This window comes from Streptomyces sp. NPDC048565, assembly GCF_040650935.1.
Lineage (GTDB): Bacteria > Actinomycetota > Actinomycetes > Streptomycetales > Streptomycetaceae > Streptomyces.
Genome location: NZ_JBEZIH010000029.1, coordinates 84,279 through 105,244 on the forward strand (window position 1 = coordinate 84,279; position 20,966 = coordinate 105,244).

The 20,966-nt window shown below is 71.1% G+C and carries 20 protein-coding genes; 8 read left to right on the top strand and 12 right to left on the bottom strand.

Translation table 11 applies throughout. From position 1 onward, the window contains the following. Positions 1-47 precede the first annotated feature (47 nt). Entirely contained in the window at positions 48-3,545 is a 3,498-nt protein-coding gene (locus tag AB0C75_RS29620) for a hypothetical protein (RefSeq protein ID WP_362894810.1), read from the top strand. 26 nt (positions 3,546-3,571) lie between these two features. On the opposite strand, the gene AB0C75_RS29625 is transcribed toward AB0C75_RS29620, so the two are convergent. After that, positions 3,572-4,549: an ROK family protein gene (locus AB0C75_RS29625; RefSeq protein WP_362894811.1), complete on the bottom strand. Its 978-nt coding sequence runs from the start codon at positions 4,547-4,549 to the stop codon at positions 3,572-3,574. Between the two features lie 183 nt (positions 4,550-4,732). Between AB0C75_RS29625 and AB0C75_RS29630 the strand changes: the two genes are divergently transcribed. Then, positions 4,733-5,761: a LacI family DNA-binding transcriptional regulator gene (locus AB0C75_RS29630; RefSeq protein WP_362894812.1), complete on the top strand. Its 1,029-nt coding sequence runs from the start codon at positions 4,733-4,735 to the stop codon at positions 5,759-5,761. Between the two features lie 54 nt (positions 5,762-5,815). On the opposite strand, the gene AB0C75_RS29635 is transcribed toward AB0C75_RS29630, so the two are convergent. From AB0C75_RS29635 to AB0C75_RS29660, 6 genes are all read right to left on the bottom strand, one after another. Beyond that, positions 5,816-7,114 (bottom strand): aldolase, encoded by a 1,299-nt coding sequence (locus AB0C75_RS29635; protein ID WP_362894813.1) that lies wholly within the window; start codon positions 7,112-7,114, stop codon positions 5,816-5,818. A 170-nt stretch (positions 7,115-7,284) separates the two neighbouring features. After that, positions 7,285-8,247 carry an electron transfer flavoprotein subunit alpha/FixB family protein gene (locus tag AB0C75_RS29640; protein WP_362894814.1) on the bottom strand — a complete coding sequence of 321 codons (963 nt, stop codon included), beginning with the start codon at positions 8,245-8,247 and terminating at the stop codon, positions 7,285-7,287. A 57-nt stretch (positions 8,248-8,304) separates the two neighbouring features. Beyond that, complete coding sequence (locus AB0C75_RS29645; protein ID WP_362894815.1) at positions 8,305-9,090, bottom strand: electron transfer flavoprotein subunit beta/FixA family protein; 786 nt, start codon at positions 9,088-9,090, stop codon at positions 8,305-8,307. 200 nt (positions 9,091-9,290) lie between these two features. After that, entirely contained in the window at positions 9,291-9,800 is a 510-nt protein-coding gene (locus tag AB0C75_RS29650; RefSeq protein ID WP_362894816.1) for a flavin reductase family protein, read from the bottom strand. Positions 9,801-9,840: 40 nt separating this feature from the next. Then, positions 9,841-9,921 carry a putative leader peptide gene (locus AB0C75_RS29655; protein WP_362894838.1) on the bottom strand — a complete coding sequence of 27 codons (81 nt, stop codon included), beginning with the start codon at positions 9,919-9,921 and terminating at the stop codon, positions 9,841-9,843. A gap of 72 nt (positions 9,922-9,993) precedes the next feature. Continuing rightward, positions 9,994-10,320 carry a thioredoxin family protein gene (locus AB0C75_RS29660; RefSeq protein WP_362894817.1) on the bottom strand — a complete coding sequence of 109 codons (327 nt, stop codon included), beginning with the start codon at positions 10,318-10,320 and terminating at the stop codon, positions 9,994-9,996. 220 nt (positions 10,321-10,540) lie between these two features. Here AB0C75_RS29660 and AB0C75_RS29665 point away from each other — a divergent pair, with 220 nt between their 5' ends. Then, on the top strand, positions 10,541-11,263 hold the full coding sequence (locus tag AB0C75_RS29665; RefSeq protein WP_362894818.1) for a lysophospholipid acyltransferase family protein: 723 nt from the start codon (positions 10,541-10,543) through the stop codon (positions 11,261-11,263). 270 nt (positions 11,264-11,533) lie between these two features. Here AB0C75_RS29665 and AB0C75_RS29670 read toward each other — a convergent pair whose 3' ends face one another. Genes AB0C75_RS29670 through AB0C75_RS29680 form a run of 3 tightly spaced genes read right to left on the bottom strand, consistent with a single transcriptional unit; the run spans position 11,534 to position 14,783 of the window. After that, positions 11,534-12,616 (bottom strand): low specificity L-threonine aldolase, encoded by a 1,083-nt coding sequence (locus tag AB0C75_RS29670; RefSeq protein ID WP_362894819.1) that lies wholly within the window; start codon positions 12,614-12,616, stop codon positions 11,534-11,536. Continuing rightward, the gene (locus AB0C75_RS29675; RefSeq protein WP_362894820.1) at positions 12,595-13,359 is read right to left on the bottom strand and encodes an SDR family oxidoreductase; all 765 of its coding nucleotides are present in this window, start codon (positions 13,357-13,359) and stop codon (positions 12,595-12,597) included. Before AB0C75_RS29675 ends, AB0C75_RS29670 begins: the two co-directional genes overlap by 22 nt. A gap of 26 nt (positions 13,360-13,385) precedes the next feature. Then, positions 13,386-14,783: a DUF6421 family protein gene (locus AB0C75_RS29680; protein WP_362894821.1), complete on the bottom strand. Its 1,398-nt coding sequence runs from the start codon at positions 14,781-14,783 to the stop codon at positions 13,386-13,388. Between the two features lie 247 nt (positions 14,784-15,030). Here AB0C75_RS29680 and AB0C75_RS29685 point away from each other — a divergent pair, with 247 nt between their 5' ends. Next, positions 15,031-15,714 (top strand): glycerophosphodiester phosphodiesterase family protein, encoded by a 684-nt coding sequence (locus AB0C75_RS29685; RefSeq protein ID WP_362894822.1) that lies wholly within the window; start codon positions 15,031-15,033, stop codon positions 15,712-15,714. Positions 15,715-15,759: 45 nt separating this feature from the next. Here the strand turns inward: AB0C75_RS29685 and AB0C75_RS29690 are convergent, their stop codons facing one another. Beyond that, on the bottom strand, positions 15,760-16,308 hold the full coding sequence (locus AB0C75_RS29690) for a GNAT family N-acetyltransferase (RefSeq protein WP_362894823.1): 549 nt from the start codon (positions 16,306-16,308) through the stop codon (positions 15,760-15,762). Between the two features lie 187 nt (positions 16,309-16,495). Here AB0C75_RS29690 and AB0C75_RS29695 point away from each other — a divergent pair, with 187 nt between their 5' ends. The 4 genes from AB0C75_RS29695 to AB0C75_RS29710 all read left to right on the top strand — a co-directional run bounded on the left by AB0C75_RS29695 (position 16,496) and on the right by AB0C75_RS29710 (position 19,175). Beyond that, positions 16,496-17,125 carry a DUF5134 domain-containing protein gene (locus AB0C75_RS29695; RefSeq protein WP_362894824.1) on the top strand — a complete coding sequence of 210 codons (630 nt, stop codon included), beginning with the start codon at positions 16,496-16,498 and terminating at the stop codon, positions 17,123-17,125. 87 nt (positions 17,126-17,212) lie between these two features. Beyond that, positions 17,213-18,148 carry a M56 family metallopeptidase gene (locus AB0C75_RS29700; RefSeq protein ID WP_362894825.1) on the top strand — a complete coding sequence of 312 codons (936 nt, stop codon included), beginning with the start codon at positions 17,213-17,215 and terminating at the stop codon, positions 18,146-18,148. A gap of 37 nt (positions 18,149-18,185) precedes the next feature. Then, a complete protein-coding gene (locus tag AB0C75_RS29705) occupies positions 18,186-18,878 on the top strand; it encodes a phosphatase PAP2 family protein (protein WP_362894826.1) in 693 nt (230 codons plus the stop codon). Between the two features lie 117 nt (positions 18,879-18,995). Further along, positions 18,996-19,175, top strand: coding sequence for a hypothetical protein (locus AB0C75_RS29710; protein WP_362894827.1), 180 nt, complete (start codon positions 18,996-18,998; stop codon positions 19,173-19,175). A gap of 200 nt (positions 19,176-19,375) precedes the next feature. Here AB0C75_RS29710 and AB0C75_RS29715 read toward each other — a convergent pair whose 3' ends face one another. Further along, the gene (locus tag AB0C75_RS29715; protein ID WP_362894828.1) at positions 19,376-20,866 is read right to left on the bottom strand and encodes a hypothetical protein; all 1,491 of its coding nucleotides are present in this window, start codon (positions 20,864-20,866) and stop codon (positions 19,376-19,378) included. Positions 20,867-20,966: the final 100 nt, after the last annotated feature.

The window sequence follows — 20,966 nt, forward strand, 5'->3', positions numbered from 1 at the left end:
TCCCGCCCGTGGCCCCGTCGCCGCCCCGCCTCCAGAGGAAACGCCGTATGACCACCGACCGCTCGCTGTGGACAGCGACTCCTGCCCCCTTCACCGGCTCCTGGCCGGTCGTGGAGGGCACACCCACCCTGCACGTCGACCTCGACCGTCCCGACGCCGTGTGGCCTCAGGTGCACCCCGGCATCCACGACGCCGACGGCGGGCACCGGGCGCACCGCGTCGCGGCGTCCTTCACCCTCGAACGCGGCGAGGACGCCGTCCTGCACCTCGCGTACGGCGCGGAGCGCGGCCCCTGCCCCGATCTCGAGGTGGTCCTCGACGGCACCTTCCACTCGCTGCACCACCTCGACGTCGAGCGCGCCGACCGCGCCCGCACCGGCGATCCGGGCCCCACCTCCGGGCACGGCACGCTGCGGATCGCGCTGCCCGCGGCCTGGCTCGCCCCCGGACGCCACGAACTGACCGTGACGACCGTCCTGGACGAGCCCGCGGCCACCGGTGCGCCCCGCGCCGAGGACGAGCTCCCCGCCCGCCGTCCCGGCGAGGCACTGCCCCCCGCACGAGCCCACTACGGGAAGTGGTTCGGCTCCTATCTGCGGTGGGACGCCGTCCGGCTGGAGCCCGCCTGCGCCCCGCCGTCGCACGGTCCCGGGTGGTCCCTGCGGTCCACACCCCTGCACCTGCACGGCGACCCGCGGCCCGTGCCGCTGGTCGAACTCACCGCCCACGTCCCGGCGGGGGCCGCCCTTCCCGGTGACCTCTCGCTGCGCTACGGGGACCGATCCCTGCGCGTCCCCGGCGCTCCGGCGCGGGACTTCGGCATGGTCCGCTGGCGGCTGCCCGCGCCGGGATTCGACGCACCGGCCGAATTCGCCGTCCACGCGGGTGACGCCCTCCTGCACCGTGCCGAGCTGACCCCGGCCCGCCGCTGGACCATGCACCTGATCCCGCACGTGCACCTCGACCTCGGCTTCACCGACACCCAGCCGAAGTCCCTGGAACTGCACTGCCGCAACATCGACAAGGCCCTGGACCGGCACGCCCAGGACCCCTCGTTCCGCTACAGCGTGGACGGGGCGCTCGTGGTCCGGGAGTACCTGGACACCCGCTCCCCGGGGCGCCGCGCCCGCCTACTCGATGCGATCGCCGCCGGAGTGATCGGCGTCAACACCTTCCACAGCAATCTGCTCACGGGCGTCACCGGCCTGGAGGAACTCCGCCGCGCCCTCGCCTTCGGTGCCTCCCTGCCCGCCGGGCCCGAAGCCGTTTCCCGGTACGCCAACATCACCGACGTACCCACATGGACGGGAGCCCTGCCCTCGGTGCTCCGGCTGGCCGGTGTGGACGCCTTCGTGGGCATGTCCAACCACCATCGCGCCGCCACCACCGGCAGCGACGAGGTGCACCTGGCCTCGCCGGTGCGCTGGCGGGCACCCGACGGCAGCGAAGTCCTGGCGCACTTCGCCGACCACTACTCGCAGTTGCGGTTCGTCGCCGCCGATCCGCAGTCCGTCGCCGGGGCGGTCAACGGTCTGGAGCGCTACCTGGAGCGTTACGAACGTGCGGACTACCTGCCCACCGACCTCGCGGTGATCGGTACGCACGCCGACAACGAGGACCTCGGTGACGGTGACGCCGGGTTCGCGGACCGGTGGAACGAGGTGTTCGCGTACCCCAGGGTGCGGGTCTCCACGTTCGGCGACTACCTCAGTGCCGTCGCACCGCTGCGGGACCGGCTGCCGCTGCACACGGCGGAGGGTGGCAGCTTCTGGGAGGACGGGCCCGCCGCCTCCGCCGCGGACGCCGCCGCCTACCGAGGGGCCCAGTCCATGCTGCCGGCGGCCGAGAACCTCGGCGTCGCCTCGCTGCTGGCGGACGAGCGCTATCGCCCGAACCGTACGGCGTTGGACCGCGCCTGGGACGGGCTGATCACCGGCGGCGAACACACCTGGAACTGGGCCCGTGCCGTGTCCCATCCGCACGCGCCGCAGATCGACGACCAGCTCCACTGGAAGCGGCGCGCCATCGACGACGCGGCGCGCATCTCCCTGGACGAGAGCCGCCGGGTCCTCGGTCAGCTGGCCGAGACGCTGGGCCTGGACGGCCCCTGCCTCCTGGTGCACAATCCGCATCCCTGGCCCGCCTCGCTCACCGTGGAAGTGGACCTGCCGCGGGGCAGTACACCGCTGGACGCGGCCGGGCGGCCGGTGCCCCTCGAAGTGCTGAGCGACTGCGCCGGCATGCTCCGGGTCCGGCTCGTCCTGGAGGAGATGGAGGCCTTCGGCTACCGCGCCTTCCCCCTGAGCGACCGCGGCGACACCGTTCCGGCGGGGGAACAGGGTCCGGTGGCCGCGCCCTCGCCCCCGTCGCACCCCGCCGACGAGCGGACCCCGGTGGGCCGTGCGGCAGCCGGGGAGACGATCACGAGCGAAGGGTGGGAGATCCGTCTCCGGGCGGGCGACGGGCTCCCCGTCGGCCTGCGCCATCTGCCCACCGGCCGTGAACTCCTGGACCCGGGTGCCCCGTTCGCACTGGGCGAGCTGGTCCGGCTGACCGCCGCAGGGGCCGGGGACAGCGCCGCCCACGACCGGACCATGATCAAGCAACTCGATTCGCGCCTCCACCCCGGCGCGCCCACCGAACTGGCCGAGGAACGCCCCGTGATGCGGCTGCTCGGTGCGCGCCGCACCCCGGACGGCACGCGGCTGCGCTGGTCCGGCGAGGGCGCGGGCCTCGGCGACATCACCGTGGAACTGCTGCTGCGCGATGTGCCCGACCGGTGCGAGCTGACCGTCGAGGCGACGAAGCTGCCGGTGCTCGACATGGAATCGGTGTCCGTCGCCTTCCCGTTCCTCGTCGAGACGCCGACGGTCCGTTACGACAGGCAGCTGGGCTGGGTGGAGCCACGCGCCGACCACGGTCCGGGCTCGTCCAACGAGTGGCTGTCCGCCACCTCCGCCGTGACGGTCACGGCGCAGGGCGGGCCCGGGGTGATCTGGGCGGCTCCCGACAGCGCCCTGTTCTCCTCCTCGGACCTGGTCAGGGGCGTGTGGCCCGAGCGTTTCGCGGAGCGGAACGGCTACCTGTACGCGTACGTGATGAACAACTTCTGGCCGTGCAACACGCCGCCGACGCAGCCGGGCCGGGTGCGGTTCCGGTACGTCTTCGCCGCCGTCGACCGGCACGAGCCCGCTTCGGCGTCCCGGTTCGGGGCCGAGGCCCGGCTCGGTGCTCTGGCCCAGGAGGTGACCCCGCTGGACCGGTTCACGGCGGCCCGGCGCCCCCGGTTCGAGGAGGGCAGGCTGCTCGACCTGGGGGACCTGCCGGACTGCGGGGTTTTCCTGGCCGGTGAGGAGAAGGGCCTCACGCTCCGGATCGCCAACCTTCGCGCCGGCGAGAACCGTGACGTCGTTCTGCGAGTTCCGGACGGATTCCGGGCCGTGGAGCCGGCCGGGGCGGTGTCGTCCGCCGACGGCAGGCTCAGGCCCCGCCTGAGTGGCTTCGGCGTCACGGAGCTGTTCCTGCGCCGCAGTGATCGCCGGTAGCCGCTGGAAGGCCGGAGTGCGGTGGGCTACGGGGTGACTGCCGCGCGCACGCCGTTCGAGGCGCCGGGACGACCCGTCGGCACCGAGGTGGCCGCGGCCGCCGCGCCCACCAGGCCCGCGTCGGTGCCCATCACCGCGGCGGTCACGGTGAGATCCTGGACGAAGGAGAGCGTCGCGTAGTCGCGCAGGAAACTGCGCAGCGGGGCGAGGAGCACCTCACCCGCGCCGGCGACTCCTCCTCCGATCACGGCGATGTCGATGTCCGTCAGGGTCGCGGTGGCGGCGATCCCGGCGGCGAGCGCCTGTGCGGCCCGCTCGAAGGACGCGGTGGCGACCGGGTCTCCGGCCTGCGCGGCGGCGGCCACCGCAGCGGCCGTCGCGTCTCCGTCCGGGCCGGGCCGCCAGCCGTTCTCCAGGGCTCGCCGCGCGATGTTCGGTCCGCTGGCGAGGCGTTCCACACAGCCGCGCGCACCGCAGGGGCAGAGGTCCCCGTCCAGGTCGACGCTGATGTGGCCGATGTGACCCGCGTTGCCCGAGGGGCCCGGGTGCAGCTTTCCGCCGAGTACGAGACCGCCGCCGACGCCCGTGGACACGACCAGGCACACGGCGTTGTCATAACCCCGGGCGGCGCCCAGCCAGTGCTCGGCCGCCGTCATCGCGACCCCGTCGCCGACGAGGGTGACCGGCAGGCCACCGGTCGCCGCGGCCACCCGGTCCACCAGCGGAAAGCCGCGCCAGCCGGGGACGTTCACCGGGCTGACCGTGCCGGCCGAGGCGTCCACGGGCCCCGCGCTGCCGATACCGACCGCCCGGGCCCTGTGCCACAGCGGGGAGGCGGCAAGCTCCGCCAGGACGTCGCTCACCGCGCCCATCACGGCCTCGGCACCCTCGCGGGCCGGCGTGGGCCGCTGCGCCCGTACGAGAAGGGAACCACCGCCGTCCACCAACGCCCCGGCGATCTTGGTACCGCCGATGTCGAGCGCGGCGACGAGGTCGGTATGCATCGGTGTGGACTCTCCGGAGGGGTGAGGCGCAGGACCTGCGACTTCAGTCAGATGGTCCTCCCAGTCTCCATTCTCTTGACAACGTTGTCCAGGGCCTATGCTCGACGCCACAGCATCCGGCCCCCTCCCGGCACCCCCGAGAGAGGCCGGAATCGCCCGTTCCCGACGACAGGACAGCGCACCGTGGCCGAGACCGCCCGCCATTCCGAGTCCCGCTACGGCAACAGGCCGACCATGAAGGACGTGGCAGCCCGTGCCGGAGTAGGCCTCAAGACGGTCTCACGCGTGGTGAACAGCGAGCCTGGAGTCACGCCCGACACCGAACGCCGCGTCCAGGAGGCCATCGAGGCCCTCGGATTCCGCCGCAACGACAGCGCGCGCGTCCTGCGCAAGGGCCGCACCGCCTCCATCGGCCTCGTACTGGAGGACCTCGCGGACCCGTTCTACGGGCCGCTGAGCCGCGCCGTGGAGGAGGTGGCCCGCTCCCACGGCGCACTGCTGATCAACGGCTCGAGCGCCGAGGACCCGGAGCGCGAGCAGGAGCTGGTCCTCGCGCTCTGCGCCCGCCGGGTGGACGGACTGATCGTGATCCCGGCCGGTGACGACCACCGCTATCTGGAGCCGGAGATGAAGGCGGGCATCGCCACCGTGTTCGTCGACCGCCCGGCCGGCCGGGTCGACGCGGACATGGTCCTGTCGGACAGCTTCGGAGGGGCGCGCGCGGGCGTCGCCCATCTGGTCGCGCACGGCCACCGCAGGATCGGCTTCATCGGCGACCAGCCGCGCATCCACACCGCGACGGAGCGACTGCGCGGCTACCACACGGCCCTGGCCGACGCGGGGATCAAGGTCCAGGACTCCTGGGTATCGCTCGGCCCGACCGATCCGGTCCGGGTGAGGGCGGCCGTCGAGGCCATGCTGACCGGGCCGGATCCGGTGACCGCGCTCTTCGCCGGCAACAACCGGGTGACGGTCACCGCCGTCCGCGTCCTCGCCGGGCACGAACGCCGGGTCGCCCTGGTCGGCTTCGACGATATCGAGCTGGCCGACCTGCTGGGCATCACGGTGATCTCGCAGGACGCCGCAGCGGTCGGCCGCACCGCGGCGGAACACCTGTTCCGCCGCCTCGACGGCGCCGCTCACGCCCCTGCCAGGGTGGAGCTCCCGACCCGGCTCATCGCGCGCGGCTCGGGGGAACTCCCGCCCGAGTGAGCGCCGATCGCCCCTCGGGCGCCGCACGCCTCGGGCGCCTCGGACGCCGTACGCCTAGGGCGCCGTCACGGTCAGCGCGCCACGGCGGGGTGAGGCGAAGGCGTCGAGGTCGGCGCGGGTGAGGCCGGTGAGCTCGGCGACCTCCGCGGTGTCCAGGGCGCCGCAGTCGATCCCGCGCAGCAGATAGCCGCTGAGCGCCTTCGCGGTGGCGGGCTCGTCCATGACGTCCCCGCCGGCCTTGGCCACATAGGCGGCGAGCCGGGACGCGGCCTGGCCGAGACCCTCTCGGTAGAAGGTGTAGACGGCGGCGTAGCGGGTGGGCAGATGGCCCGGGTGCATGTCCCAGCCCTGGTAGTAGGCGCGGGCCAGGGCGCGGCGGGTGAGGCCGTGGTGCAGGCGCCAGGCGTCGTGAACCTGCTGGGTGGGGCCGACCGGGAGCACATTGGTGGAACCGTCACAGACCCGCACCCCGGTGCCCGCGGCGGCGACCTGCATGACCGCCTTGGCATGGTCGGCGGCCGGGTGGTCGCTCGCCTGGTAGGCGGGGCTGACGCCGACGCAGGCGCTGTAGTCGAAGGTCCCGTAGTGCAGACCGGTCGCCCGGCCCCTGGCGGCGTCGATCATGCGGGCCACGGCGGCGGTGCCGTCGGCCGCCAGGATGGACTGGCTGGTCTCGATCTGGATCTCGAACCCGAGGCGCCCGGCGGGCAGCCCGTGGGTCTCCTCGAAGGCCTCCAGCAGCCGTACGAAGGCAGCGACCTGTTCGGGGTACGTCACCTTGGGGAGCGTCAGGACAAGCCCGTCGGGGAGGCCGCCGGCCCGCATCAGGCCGGTGAGGAAGATGTCCGTGGTACGGATGCCCCGGTCACGCACGGCGGCTTCCATGCACTTCATCCGGATACCCATGTACGGAGCGGCTGCACCGTCGGCGTACGCCTCGGCGACCAGACGCGCCGCGCGGGCGGCGGCCTCGTCCTCCTCGGCGTCGGGGCGCGGCCCGTAGCCGTCCTCGAAGTCGATGCGCAGGTCTTCCACCGGTTCGCGCGCCAGCTTGGCGCGCACGCGGTCGTGCACGGGCTCCGCGAGCTCCTGCGGGATACCGAGGACCGAGGCGAGCGCGGCGGCGTCGGGGGCGTGCTCGTCGAGTGCCGCCAGGGCCTGGTCGCCCCAGGTACGGAGCGTCGTGGAGGCGAAGCCGTCGGCCGGGACGTAGACGGTGTGGACGGGCTGACGGGTGCCGGGGTCGCCCGGGTAGCGGCGGGCGAGTTCGGCGTCCACCGACGCGAGGGAGGCGCCGATCTCCTGGCCGACCGCACCGGCGAGGCTCGTCGCCACCTTCTCCTGCTGACCCATGACCGCACCCTCCACAGTGGCACCAATTCCGCTTCCTGGAAGCTTTAATCCGCATAGTGAAGTTATAAGCCCCTCACTCCTGCGTCAATGGTGATCGGAAACAGCCCGGGGCCGCGCGGTGAGAACACCACGCGGCCCCGGGCCTTCGTACGGGCAGAACTCCTGCCGGGTCAGCCCTTGCGGGACTTGACCTCGTCGGTGAGCTGCGGGACGACGTTGAACAGGTCGCCGACGACGCCGTAGTCGACGAGGTCGAAGATCGGGGCCTCGGCGTCCTTGTTGACCGCGACGATCGTCTTCGAGGTCTGCATGCCGGCCCGGTGCTGGATCGCGCCGGAGATGCCGGAGGCGATGTACAGCTGCGGGGACACCGACTTGCCGGTCTGACCGACCTGGTTGGTGTGCGGGTACCAGCCGGCGTCGACCGCGGCACGCGAGGCGCCGACGGCCGCACCGAGGGAGTCGGCGAGCGCCTCGATGATGCCGAAGTTCTCCGCGCCGTTGACGCCACGGCCGCCGGAGACGACGATCGCGGCCTCGGTCAGCTCCGGACGCCCGGTCGACTCACGCGGGGTGCGCGAGAGGACCTTGGTGCCGGTGGCCGCCTCCGAGAAGGAGACGGTGAGGGCCTCGACGGCCCCCGCGGCCGGGGCGGCCTCGACGGCGGCCGAGTTCGGCTTGACCGTGATGACCGGAGTGCCCTTGGAGACACGGGACTTGGTGGTGTACGAAGCGGCGAACGCGGACTGCGTGGCGACCACACCCTGGTCACCGGCCTCCAGGTCGACGGCGTCGGTGATGATGCCGGACCCGATACGGAGCGCGAGGCGGGCCGCGATCTCCTTGGCCTCGGCCGACGAGGGCAGCAGCACGGCGGCCGGGGACACCGCGTCGTACGCGGCCTGCAGGGCGTCCACCTTCGGTACGACGAGGTAGTCGGCGAACTCCGGCGCGTCGGCGGTGAGTACCTTGACCGCGCCGTGCTCGGCGAGCTTGGCGGCGGTGTCGGCGGCGCCGTTGCCGAGAGCGACGGCGACCGGCTCGCCGATGCGGCGGGCCAGCGTCAGCAGCTCCAGCGTGGGCTTGCGGACGGCACCGTCCACGTGGTCGACATAGACGAGAACTTCAGCCATGGGACTTCAATCTCCTGCGTGCGAAAGAGGCGGGGCGGCGACGGGAACGGGCGGGACTCAGACGAACTTCTGCTCCGCAAGGAAGGCGGCCAGCTGCTTGCCGCCCTCGCCCTCGTCCTTGACGATCGTGCCCGCGGTACGGGCCGGACGCTCGTCCGCGGAGTCGACCGCGGTCCAGGAGCCGCCCAGGCCGACCTCGTCCGCCTCGATCTCCAGGTCCTCGAGGTCCAGGGACTCGACCGGCTTCTTCTTCGCCGCCATGATGCCCTTGAACGACGGGTAGCGGGCCTCGCCCGACTGGTCGGTCACGGAGACCACGGCCGGCAGGGACGCCTCGAGCTGCTCGCTCGCGGAGTCGCCGTCGCGGCGGCCCTTGACAGTGCCGCCGTCGACCGAGACCTCGGAGAGCAGCGTGACCTGCGGGACGCCGAGGCGCTCCGCGAGCAGCGCCGGAAGCACACCCATGGTGCCGTCGGTCGACGCCATGCCGCAGATGACCAGGTCGTAACCGGTCTTCTCCACGGCCTTGGCCAGGACCAGGGAGGTGCCGATGACATCAGTGCCGTGCAGGTCGTCGTCCTCGACGTGGACGGCCTTGTCGGCGCCCATCGACAGCGCCTTGCGCAGCGCGTCCTTGGCGTCCTCGGGGCCCACCGTGAGCACGGTGATCTCCGCGTCGTCCCCTTCGTCGGCGATCTGCAGCGCCTGCTCGACCGCGTACTCGTCGAGCTCAGACAGCAGACCGTCGACGTCGTCACGGTCCAGGGTCAGGTCATCGGCGAAATGCCGGTCGCCGGTGGCGTCGGGCACGTACTTCACACAGACAACGATCCTCAAGCTCACGCCGGCTCTCCTACTGCATCGTCATTTCTGGGCTGCCTTGTGCACGCAGCATAGGCGCCTTATCGGGCGGTTTCCGGTCGGGGCGACCCGGCTCCCGGTCAAATATTACTCGCCAGTACATCCAGTTCTTTACCCATAAGCAAGCGCTTGGAACTGTGACGTAGCCAACGAGGCCGACCTCGGCAGCGCCCCGCCCGCCCTCAGTCTCGCAGAGCCGTGAAACGGCCTTGGTGATAGACGAGCGGCCGACCCCCGCCCGACGGGTCCCCGGCCACGACCTCGGCGATCACGATGCGGTGGTCCCCCGCCGGAATCCGGGCCGCCACCCGGCCCACCAGCCAGGCCACCACTCCCCCGAGCAGCGGGACCCCCTCGGGGCCGCTGCGCCAGTCGGTGGCCGGGCCGAAACGGTCGGCACCGGTGCGGGCGAACGTCGCGGCGAGATCGTGCTGGCCCTCGCCGAGTATGTGCACGCCCACGTACTCCGTCTCCGCGACCACGGGCCAGCTGGAGGAGGAGGTGCCGACCCCGAAGGAGACCAGGGGCGGCTCGGCGGCGACGGAGCTGAGCGAGGTCGCGGTGAAACCGACCGGGCCCGCCGCGCCCGCGGCGGTGATCACTGCGACGCCGGCGGCGTGCTGACGGAAGACCGAGCGCAGGAGTTCGGGGGCAGCTGTCCGGGTGCTGTCGAGATCGAACGATGCCGTCATGGAAAGATCCTTCTGCGAGGAGGCGTAAAGGTCCGTGGGTTCACACACCCGGACAGCACGCGCTCGCGTGACGCGCGAGGTCGATGTGGACCCGGCCGAAGAGCAGAGGTTCAGGCGGCATAGCGTCAGAGTGACGATGCGTGGTGTACACAGTCAAGTGCGTCCCGTCATGTGGGAGATACGTCACGGACCGTCACATCGCCTCCCCCAGTGCGGCGACGACGTCCGCCGTACGCGGCGCACCAGCGGCCCGGCGCACGACCCGGCCCGTCGCGTCGAGCACCAGGACCGTGGGGGTCCGGCTGATCTTGAGGCTGCGTACGAGCGTGAGATGCGCCTCGGCGTCGATCTCGACATGAGCGACACCCTCCACCATCCCGGCCACCTCGGAGAGGGTGCGTCTGGTGGCGCGGCACGGCTGACAGAACGCGGTCGAGAACTGCACCAGAGTGGCCCGATCCCCCAGTTCCGCGCCGAGTTGGGCCGCGTCCAGCGTCCCCGCGGTCGTCCGTCCGTCCATCCCGGGCCTCCCTGCCAGAGCTCTACGCAAAGGGTCAGCACCCCGCGGCCGCATTACATTCCCGGAGGATTCACGTGACGAGAATCTCCCGCGCCGGGCCCTTTGGGGCTGGCCACGGCGTCGCACATGGGGCACGATCGCCCCAATGCCGAAAACCTACGGCTGCGTAACTTCCGCCGGGAGAACCCTCCCCAGGCACTGAAGAAGGGTCTTCATCCAGATGGCAGAACTCGTCTATCGACCGGTCATCGGCGCCGCTCGCACCCTGTTCAAGGCGCTCGACCTGAAGATCGACACCCAGGGTTCGGAGCACATCCCGAAGGCCGGTGGCGCGGTTCTGGTCAGCAATCACATCAGCTATCTGGACTTCATCTTCACCGGACTGAGCACCCTGCCTCAGAAGCGGCTCGTGCGCTTCATGGCGAAGGAGTCGGTCTTCCGGCACAAGGTGTCCGGACCGCTGATGCGCGGCATGAAGCACATTCCCGTCGACCGCAACCAGGGCGAGGACGCCTACGCGCACGCGCTCGCGTCCCTGCGCGCGGGCGAGATCGTCGGCGTGTTCCCGGAAGCCACCATCTCGCAGTCGTTCACGCTGAAGAGCTTCAAGTCCGGCGCCGCACGGCTCGCCCAGGAGGCGGGCGTACCGCTGATCCCGATGGCGCTGTGGGGCACCCAGCGGCTGTGGACCAAGGGGCGTCCGCGCAATTTCCGGCGCAGCCACATCCCGGTCACGATCCGCGTGGGCGAGGCCCTGGAGGCCCCCAGCGACCAGTACGCGGGAGCCATCACCCGTCGGCTGCGCGAGCGCGTCCAGGAGCTCCTGGAGGCCGCACAGCGCGCCTACCCGGTGCGCCCCAAGGACGCGGCCGACACCTGGTGGGTCCCGGCCCACCTGGGCGGCACGGCCCCCACCCCCGCGGAGGCACGCGAAATCGGCTGACCCGCCCCCGGGAGTACCGCGGGGAAGTTACGGACGCCGATATCGGATATACAGAACCTCTTCGCGTCCGTAACACCCCACGCGACCTGACGCGGGCGGGGTGTGGCCTCGGCGCGAAGGCGAGGCGCTCCTCGGCCGCGGAGAAGCGTGCGTCGATGCCGGCCACGTTTCCGCGCGGATCCTGATCAGCTTCATGCCCGGCGAGCGTAGCCATGCGACCGACCGGATGCAATGCATTTCCGGTCGGTCGCATAGTTATGCGTTACGCGGCTACTGCCGGGCCATCTCCTCCTTGAGCGCCAGCACGAAAGCGTCCACGTCGTCCTCGCGGGTGTCGAAGGCGCACATCCAGCGGACGTCTCCGGCCTTCTCGTCCCAGAAGTAGAACCGGAACCGCTTCTGCAGCCGCTCGGTGACCTCGTGCGGCAGCCGCGCGAAGACGGCGTTGGCCTGCACCGGGTGGAGGATCTCCACCCCGTCCACCGTCCTGACCCCCTCGGCGAGCCGCTGCGCCATGGCGTTGGCATGGCGTGCGTTGCGCAGCCAGAGGTCCCGCGCGAGCAGCGCCTCCAGCTGGACCGAGATGAAGCGCATCTTCGAGGCGAGCTGCATCGACAGCTTGCGCAGATGCTTCATGGCCCGTACGGAGTCCGGGTTCAGGACGACGACGGCCTCGCCGAAGAGCGCGCCGTTCTTGGTGCCGCCGAAGGACAGGACGTCGACACCGACCGTGTTGGTGAACGTGCGCATCGGCACGTCCAGCGAGGCCGCGGCGTTGGCTATGCGGGCACCGTCGAGATGCACCTTCATGCCCCGCGCATGGGCGTGCTCGCAGATGGCGCGGACCTCGTCGGGCGTGTAGACGGTGCCGAGCTCGGTGTTCTGGGTGATCGAGACGACCTGCGGCATCGCCCGGTGCTCGTCGTCCCAGCCGTATGCCTCGCGGTCGATGAGCTCGGGTGTGAGCTTGCCGTCCGCGGTCGGGACGGTGAGCAGCTTCAGCCCGCCCACCCGCTCCGGCGCCCCGCCCTCGTCCACGTTGATGTGCGCGGACTCGGCACAGATCACGGCACCCCAGCGGTCCGTCAGCGACTGGAGGGCTACGACGTTGGCCCCCGTGCCGTTGAAGACCGGGAAGGCTTCGGCGGTGGGGCCGAAGTGACTGTGCATGATCCGCTGGAGGTGCCCGGTGTAGTCGTCCTCACCGTAGGCGACCTGATGGCCGCCGTTGGCGAGGGCGATGGCCTCGAGAACCTCCGGGTGCACACCCGCGTAGTTGTCACTGGCGAAACCGCGGATCTGCGGATCGTGGTGACGTCGCGCATCGGTCCTTACGGTTGCGGGGTCAGCCACAGACGCTTTCCGTTCACTTCTCCGGCGGGCATGTCCCAGACTCCGACGATGGCCTCGGCCAGCTCCGTGACGTCCGTGAAACCCGCGAACTTCGCATTCGGGCGCTCGGCGCGCATCGCGTCGTGCACCAGTGCCTTGACGACCAGGATCGCAGCAGCCGAAGTCGGGCCCGCGTCGCCCCCCGCCTTGCGGAAGGCGTCGGCCAGGGCGAGCGTCCAGGCCTCGGCCGCCGCTTTGGACGCGGAGTAGGCCGCGTTGCCCGCGGTGGGGCTGCTGGCTCCGGCCGCGCTGATCAGCAGGTACCGCCCCCGGTCGCTGCGCTGGAGCACCTCGTGGAAGGCGAGCGAGGTGGACTGGACCGTGCGGATCAGCAGCTTCTCCAGGAAGTCCCAGTCGGCCAGGCTGGTGTCCGCGAAACCGGCGCCGCCGCGCCAGCCGCCGACGAGGTGGACCAGACCGTCGACACGGCCGAATTCCTTCTCCGTCTTGATCGCCCATTCCCGCGCGGCTCCGGGATCGAGAAGGTCCACCGTGTCACCGGTGACGGTCGCCCCGCCGTGCGCGTAACGCGCGGCGTCGACCGCTTCGACCAGCCGCTCGGGGTGGGAGTCGGACGCGACCACGGTCGCTCCCGCCTCCGCGAGCCTGAGCAGGGTGGCGCGGCCCGCCGGCCCCGCCGCTCCGGCCACCGCGACCACCGCGCCCTCGAGCACGCCACTGTCGGCCCCGCCTGTACCGTTCATCGCCACCGCCTCCTCAGAACCCGCGCTCACGCGGCTGCCCGCCCGGCGTCCACCGCAGTGATCCCCTTGGTCGAGGCGATCACATGCTTCAGCTTCTTCGAGAGCGCCTCATAGAACATGCTCAGGGGAAACTCGTCCGGAAGCACGTCGTCGACCAGCTTTCGCGGCGGTTGATTCAGGTCCAGGGCGTCGGGCCCCTTGGCCCAGCGGGACCCCGGGTGGGGTGCGAGATAGGTCGCGACCAGGTCGTACGCCTTGAACCAGTGCACCAGCTTGGGGCGGTCGATGCCGTCGCGGTAGAGCTTCTCGATCTCATCGCAGAGCTGGTTCGTGACCTGCGGGGCGCGGGCCCAGTCGATCTTGAGCGTGTTGTCGGTCCAGCGGACCACGTCGTGCTTGTGGAGGTAGGCGAAGAGCAGCTGACCGCCGAGGCCGTCGTAGTTGCGCACACGCTCACCGGTGACGGGGAAGCGGAACATCCGGTCGAAGAGCACGGCGTACTGCACGTCGCGGCCGTGGACGTTGCCCTCGGCCTCCAGCTCCACGGCCTCCCTGAATGCGGTGAGGTCGCAGCGCAGCTCCTCGAGTCCGTACATCCAGAACGGCTGGCGTTGCTTGATCATGAAGGGGTCGAACGGCAGGTCGCCGTGGCTGTGGGTGCGGTCGTGGACCATGTCCCAGAGCACGAAGGCCTGCTCGCAGCGCTTCTGGTCACCGAGCATCTCGCGGATGTCGTCGGGCAGCTCGACGCTCAGCAGATCGACGGCCGCCTCGGTCACGCGGCGGAAGCGGGCGGCCTCGCGGTCGCAGAAGATGCCGCCCCAGCTGAAGCGCTCGGGCGCCTCGCGTACGGCGATGGTCTCGGGGAAGAGCACGGCGGAGTTGGTGTCGTAGCCCGAGGTGAAGTCCTCGAAGGTGATCCCGCAGAACATCGGGTTGTCGTAGCGCGTGGCCTCCAGGTCGGCGAGCCACTCGGGCCAGACCATCCGCAGCACGACGGCTTCGAGATTACGGTCCGGATTGCCGTTCTGCGTGTACATCGCGAAGACGACCAGGTGCTGGAGGCCGTCGGCGCGGCCCCTGGCCGGCTGGAAGGCGAGGAGGGAGTCGAGGAAGTCCGGGACGCCGAAGCCGTCGGCGGCCCAGCGGCGCAGGTCGGTGACGAGCGCGCGGTGGTAGGCCTCGTCGTGCGGGAGCAGCGGGGAGAGCTGCTCGACCGCGGTGATCACGCGCTCGACGACGGCTGAGGCGGCTTCCGCGGAGGGGGCGCCGTCCGCCTCGAAGTCGATGGAGCCGTCCTTGGACTGCCAGGGGCGGAACTCCTCCACGGCACTCTTGAGCGTCGGCCAAGCCGGGTGCTCCACCACCCGCTGGGCAGAAGCTATCGCGTCGGTGGCTGCGGCATGCTCAAGAATTTCCGTCATAACACTTCCTTCACGGGAGAACCTCGCGTCAACCCACCGTATCCATGTGCGGTTCCTTCGGACAAGTGGAGGGCTGAAAATTATCCTGCCGATCCCCAGGTTCACCGTTATTTTTCCTGCCGTGTGTCCGCGCGACAACTTCTTCCGCCGGACTGGTCGGGCAGGGGCCGTCCTGTGTGCGAGAACTGCTTGTCTGGGGGTAGGAGCCGCACACGGGGCGGACACGACGGACGGAAGCGGGAGTGCCTTGACTTTTCTCACCATCGGTCATCGCGGGGTCATGGGCGTCGAGCCGGAGAACACGCTGCGCTCCTTCGCGCACGCGGAACAGGCGGGCATGGACGCCGTCGAGCTGGATCTCCATCTGAGCAAGGACGGCGCGCTGGCGGTGATGCATGACGCCGCCGTGGACCGCACGACCGACGGGCGGGGGCTGATCGCCGACAAGACCCTGGCGGAGCTCCGCGAGCTCGACGCGGGGCTGGGCGAGCGGGTACCCGTCTTCGAGGAGGTGCTGGACGCCATCGGCTCGCCCGTCCAGGCCGAGATCAAGGACGTGGCGGCGGCGAGGGCGCTGGCCGATGTGATGCTGCGGCGCGATCTGGCCGCCCGCGTCGAGGTGTCCTCGTTCCATGACGAGGCGGTCGCCGAGATCGCCCAGCTGGTCCCCGGCGTGCGCACGGTGCTCATCGCCAGCCGCTGGGAGAGCGATGTGGTGGACCGGGCGAACGCCGTGGGTGCGGCGACGCTCGCCCTGAACATCCGCCGCCTCACCCTGGAGGTGGTCGAGCAGGCCCACGCGGAGGGTCTGAAGGTGATCGGCTGGGTGGTCAACACCCCCGACCATCTGCGTCTGGTCCGCGCGCTCGGGCTGGACGGCGCGACGACCGACCATCCTGAGATCCGGCGCGCCGGCCGCTTCACCGCCTGAGGCGTCCGGCGGTGCGGGCGGGGTGCGCCAGGTGCTTCGTGCGCCCTACAGCTCCTTGACCAGGAGCTCGAACACGAGATCGTCGCGCTGCGGGATGCCGAAGCGCTCGTCACCGTACGGGAAGGGCGTGAGCTCTCCCGTACGGCGGTAGCCCCGGCGCTCGTACCAGGCGATCAGGTCCTCGCGGACCGAGATCACCGTCATGTGCATCTCCTTCACACCCCAGTCATCACGGGCCGTGCGCTCCGCCTCGGCGATGATCACCTTGCCGAGGCCCGCGCCCTGCAGCTCGGGCCTGACCGCGAACATGCCGAAGTACGCGGCCTCTCCGCGGTGTTCGAGCTGGCAGCAGGCGACAGGACCGCCGTCCCGCTCGGCGAGGAGGACACGGCCCATGGGGACGGCGAGCACCTCGCGCACCCCGTCGGCGTCGGTGCGCTGCCCCTGGAGGATGTCCGCCTCGGTGGTCCAGCCGACCCGGCTCGCGTCGCCGCGGTAGGCGGACTCGACGAGTCGCACCAGGGCCGGGACGTCGTCGCCTGTCGCGTCGCGGAAGGTGAGTTCTGCCGGTGCCGTGGCCGGTGCGCTGTCCATGTCGCTCTTCTCCGGTGGTGTGCTGCCGAGGGGGTCCTCCCGAGACTAACCCGGCCAGGACCGCCCCCCGCAGGCCCGGGCGCGCTCCCCCAGTACCCCGATGCGCCCCGGTAGCAGCGGCCGGACCTGGGCATCGATGGGACGACACCGGCGTGATGCGCCACAGGTCGCCACAGGGGGGTGCACCGTGCACGGACCGGCACTGTCCGGCTGGCTGCTCATGGTGCTGTGCGGGGCCACGGGGGCGTACTGCCTGCTGCGCTCCCGCACGGGCACCGGGCGGGAGCGGACATCGGCGCGCGCCGAGGCGCTGATGGGTTTCGGGATGGCCGCCATGGCGGTGCCCGCGGCACTGCTCACGCTCCCGGAGTGGATGTGGGCGGTCTACGCGGTGGTGTTCGGCGCCGCCGCGCTGCACGCGGTCGTGTACGCGAGGGCGCGCGGCCATCATCTGCACCATCTGGTCGGCTCGCTGGCCATGGTCTACATGGCCGTGGCCATGGCGCCGGGCGCCGCCCACGCCACGGGCGGCGGGCACGCGGGCCACGGCGCGGCGGCCGGGTCCGCAGGTGGCCTCCCCGTGCTGACGGGAGCGCTCCTGGTCTACTACGCGCTGTACGTCCTGCACTCGGCGGGACGGCTGATACCGGCTCCTCCACCCGTCGGCGTACCGGCCGGCGGGAGCGGGAGTCCGAGCAGGGGCGGGGGCGGCCACGGCGGAACGGCCGCTCGGGCCTGGGGCGCGCGCCCGGAGCTGGCCCTGGCGTGCAGACTGACCATGGGCATAGGCATGTTCGCCATGCTTCTCACCCTGTGAGACGCTCGGCCCCGCTCCCCGTGTCGTACGTCACTTGGCGTGCGCGGCCATACCCGTGGGTCCCACGGCCCTCATAGTCTGGTGTCCATGGTCGTCTCCCTCGCTCTGCTGCTGCTCGGTGTGCTGGCCGCCGTCGTGGCCCCGGGCTTGATGGCGAGGGCCCGGTGGCCCGAGCGTGAGCCGGTCGTGGCGCTGTGGGTCTGGCAGTGCGTGGTGGCGGGTGTCCTGTTGTCCTTCGGGCTCTCCATGACCTTCAGTGCGGCCGCCGCCTGGCAGATGGTCCGCGGTCATGTCTTCGCTCCCGCCCCGCGCGGCGTGGTCGAGGCGTACGCCCTGGGCGCGTACGGGCCGTGGTCGGCGGTCATCGCGGTCCTGCTGGCGCTCGGCGGGGTGTGGACGGCCGCCATGCTCGTACGGGAGATCCACCGCGCTCGGGCCCGCCGCAGGCGCCGGCGCGCCGAACTGCTGGTCCGTTCCCCGCTGCTGCCTGGTGAGGAACCCGGCGGTGGGCGCCTCGTGGTGCTGGAGGGTGAGCGCCCAGACGCATGGTGGCTGCCGGGTACGGCTCCCCAACTGGTCATCACCACGGCGGCGCTCGCCCGGCTGAAGGGGCGCCGGCTCGATGCGGTGCTGGCCCACGAGCAGGGGCACGCACAGGCCCGTCACGACTGGCTCCTGCACTGCTCGGGCGCGCTGGCGACCGGGTTCCCGCAGGTGCCGGTCTTCGCCGCGTTCCGCGACGAGATGCACCGCCTGGTCGAACTGGCCGCGGACGACGTGGCGTCACGGCGCTTCGGGCACCTGACGATCGCGCTGGCCCTGGTGGAACTCAACGAGGACCGTGGGGTGTTCGGACCGGCTCCGGCCTCCGGCGCCCAGGTGCCGCTCAGGGTGGACCGCCTGCTCGCACCCATGGAGCGGCTCACCGCTGGACGTCGGCTGCGGCTGACAGCCACCGCGGCACTGGTACCCGTCGTCCCGCTGCTCGTGGCCTTCGTGCCGGGGCTCAGCGCTCTGGGGTGACTCCCCCCGCGCGGGATCATGCACGAGGATCGTCCCCATGCACTCCCCTCCCCGCCCCCTGCGCACCCGGGCGCTCCTGACCGCCGGCCTCGTCTGCGTCTCGCTGTCCGCCGTTCTGCTCGTGCTGGTCGCGGTGCGCTGGTCGCCCTTGATGTCCCTGGACACCACGGTGGCCCAGGAGCTGCACCGCCGGGCGGTGTCCGGGCCTGGGCTCGTCCGGGTCAGCCGGGTCCTGTCGGACCGGGTCTGGGATCCCTGGGCCATGCGTGCGCTGACCGCCGTCGTGGTGGCCGTCCTGTGGTGGCGCGGCTCCCGGCTGCTCGCCGGGTGGGTCGCCGCGACCTCCCTGCTGGCCACGCTCGTGCAGCAGGGCCTGAAGGCAGCCGTGGGCCGGGAACGCCCGAGGTGGCCCGATCCGGTGGCCTCGGCGCAGTACGCGGCCTTCCCCTCGGGCCACGTCATGACGGCGGTGGTGACCTGCGGCCTGCTCCTGTGGCTGCTGCGTCTGCACGGCGCACGGTCACTCCTGTGGTGGGGCTCACTGGTGCTCGCCGTGATCTCGGTCTCCGGCGTGTCCCTCACACGCGTCCACCTGGGGGTGCACTGGCTGAGCGATGTGCTGGGCGGAGCACTGCTGGGCGGCGCCGTGGCCGCGTTCTCCGCGGCCGGATACACCCGATACACCCGGCGCTCGCGACGCCCGGCCGAGGACGGGAGCGGGCCGCTGTAGAACTACCGGGGAGACACCGCACACGCGTCGCTCGTGAAGGATTCCGGGAGGCGGTGTGAGGGATATCCCTGCCCTTGGAGGGGTCCTACGGCCCGTCGGGGGTTTAGCTTGGTGGACATGTCCCCGTATCCGAACCCGTCCGCCACCGTGCGCCCCGCCTCCGTGGTCAATGAAGAGATCCGCACCCTGTGGCAGCGCTCGGGCGGACTGCTGTCGCCGGACGAGGAGACGGAGTACCAGCGTCTGCTGGTGGAGTGGGCCACGGCGGCGGGTACGAGCGCGCGTTCGGCCGCCTGAGGCGATCGGCGGGGCCATCAGCTTGAGGTGAGGCGGGGCCGTCGGTCCCGCCCGTCTGATTCCGGCGATCCCCCGCGTCGCCGGAATCAGGGGTTACAGCATGTCCCCGTGCCGTCCACGGGTCAATGAGATAAACGTGCCCCGCCGGGCGGGGACCGTCCGGCGGGGCACTCGCTCTCACCTGCGGGAGAGACCGGCCGTCAGCGGCCGAAGTACTCCGGCTGCGTCTGCACGTTGAGCTCGGGCAGCCGCACCTTCTTCGCCGGGTCGGTCCTCCGGTCGTCGAGCTTCAGGACGTCGAAGCCCTTCTCGATGTCGTTGGAGTAGATGTAGCCGTTGTAGTAGTACGCCGACCACGGGCCGGCCGTGGTGACCTCGTCGAGGGTGACGGGGCCGCGCTCGAAGTACGCGATCTCCTTGGGCTTCGAGGAGTTGGTGAAGTCCCACACGGAGACCCCGCCCTGGTACCAGGCCTGGACCATCAGGTCACGGCCCTTGACCGGGATCAGCGAGCCGTTGTGCGCGACACAGACCTCGGTGTCGGCCTGCGGGCGGTCGATCTTGAAGTAGGAGCGGAAGACCAGCTTGCGGTGGTCGCCCTTGCCCGTGATGTCGTAGATGCCGTCGGCACCACGGTCGGGGCCGATCTCGTCGTTGCAGGTGGCCGCGCCGCCGCCACCGAGCTCATCGGTGAAGACGACCTTGTCGGCCGTCTGGTTGAAGGTCGCGGAGTGCCAGAACGCGAAGTTCACGTTGTCCTGGACGCGGTCGATGATCTTCGGGTTCTCCGGGTCCTTGATGGAGAACAGCAGGCCGTCGCCCATGCACGCCCCGGCCGCCAGGTCCTTCGAGGGCAGCACGGTGATGTCGTGGCAGCCGGTGGTCTCGGAGACGCCCGGGTTGGCCGGCGCACCCGGGTTGCCGCCGTCCGGGAAGAGCACCGGGAAGTTCACGATCCGGGACTTCTCGGGCGCGCTGCGCGGCACCTTGATGACGGAGATCCCGTCGTGCGGGGGCTGGCAGTCGGGGAAGGTCTCGCTCGGTGAGTACGAGGAGACGTACACGTAGACGTTCTTGCGCTCCGGAACGATCGTGTGGGTGTGCGACCCGCACGCGGTCTCGACGGCGGCGACGTACTTCGGGTGGCGCTTGTCGCTGATGTCGAAGACCTTCATGCCCTCCCAGGAGGACTTCTCCGTGGCGGGCTGCGTCGTGCTCGTGCACGAGTTGTCGCTGCGCGAGGAGTCGGTCGACAGGAAGAGCAGGTTCCCGGAGACCGAGATGTCGTTCTGCGAGCCGGGGCAGAGCACCTGCGCGACGGTCTTCGGCTTCTTCGGGTTCGCGATGTCGAAGATGCGGAAGCCGTCGTAGTTGCCGGCGTAGGCGTACTTGCCCTGGAAGGCCAGGTCCGTGTTGAGCCCCTGCAGCGCGTCCTTGGGGACGTTGGTCAGGTGCTTGATGTTGTCGCTGTGGACGATCTCGTCCACGCCGGGTATCTCACCGCTCTCGATGGCCGCCCTGGCCTCGGCCTGCTCGCTCGCGGAGACACCGCTCCGGGTGGTGGCGGTGTCGCCCGGGTCCGGTGTCGCGGCCGCGGTTCCGGCCGTGAACAGCGTGGCGATGAGCCCGGCCGCGGCCGCAGCCACACCCAGACGTCTCCGCCGCACGCTGGTGGTGTGCAACGAGGTCACTGTGTCCTCCCTTGTATCCGCTCTTCGAAGAACGGTTCATGGACCCCGGCAGTATCGTCCCTCCCATGTACACATCAACAGATGGCAACAGAGACGTAAT

Excerpts from the sequence above, each read along its gene's own strand:
- AB0C75_RS29620 (WP_362894810.1), top strand. The coding sequence starts at position 48 with ATGACCACCGACCGCTCGCTGTGGACAGCGACTCCTGCCCCCTTCACC.
- AB0C75_RS29625 (WP_362894811.1), bottom strand. The coding sequence starts at position 4,549 with ATGCATACCGACCTCGTCGCCGCGCTCGACATCGGCGGTACCAAGATC.
- AB0C75_RS29635 (WP_362894813.1), bottom strand. The coding sequence starts at position 7,114 with ATGGGTCAGCAGGAGAAGGTGGCGACGAGCCTCGCCGGTGCGGTCGGC.
- AB0C75_RS29640 (WP_362894814.1), bottom strand. The coding sequence starts at position 8,247 with ATGGCTGAAGTTCTCGTCTATGTCGACCACGTGGACGGTGCCGTCCGC.
- AB0C75_RS29650 (WP_362894816.1), bottom strand. The coding sequence starts at position 9,800 with ATGACGGCATCGTTCGATCTCGACAGCACCCGGACAGCTGCCCCCGAA.
- AB0C75_RS29655 (WP_362894838.1), bottom strand. The coding sequence starts at position 9,921 with ATGCCGCCTGAACCTCTGCTCTTCGGCCGGGTCCACATCGACCTCGCG.
- AB0C75_RS29660 (WP_362894817.1), bottom strand. The coding sequence starts at position 10,320 with ATGGACGGACGGACGACCGCGGGGACGCTGGACGCGGCCCAACTCGGC.
- AB0C75_RS29665 (WP_362894818.1), top strand. The coding sequence starts at position 10,541 with ATGGCAGAACTCGTCTATCGACCGGTCATCGGCGCCGCTCGCACCCTG.
- AB0C75_RS29675 (WP_362894820.1), bottom strand. The coding sequence starts at position 13,359 with ATGAACGGTACAGGCGGGGCCGACAGTGGCGTGCTCGAGGGCGCGGTG.
- AB0C75_RS29680 (WP_362894821.1), bottom strand. The coding sequence starts at position 14,783 with ATGACGGAAATTCTTGAGCATGCCGCAGCCACCGACGCGATAGCTTCT.
- AB0C75_RS29690 (WP_362894823.1), bottom strand. The coding sequence starts at position 16,308 with ATGGACAGCGCACCGGCCACGGCACCGGCAGAACTCACCTTCCGCGAC.
- AB0C75_RS29700 (WP_362894825.1), top strand. The coding sequence starts at position 17,213 with ATGGTCGTCTCCCTCGCTCTGCTGCTGCTCGGTGTGCTGGCCGCCGTC.
- AB0C75_RS29705 (WP_362894826.1), top strand. The coding sequence starts at position 18,186 with ATGCACTCCCCTCCCCGCCCCCTGCGCACCCGGGCGCTCCTGACCGCC.
- AB0C75_RS29710 (WP_362894827.1), top strand. The coding sequence starts at position 18,996 with ATGTCCCCGTATCCGAACCCGTCCGCCACCGTGCGCCCCGCCTCCGTG.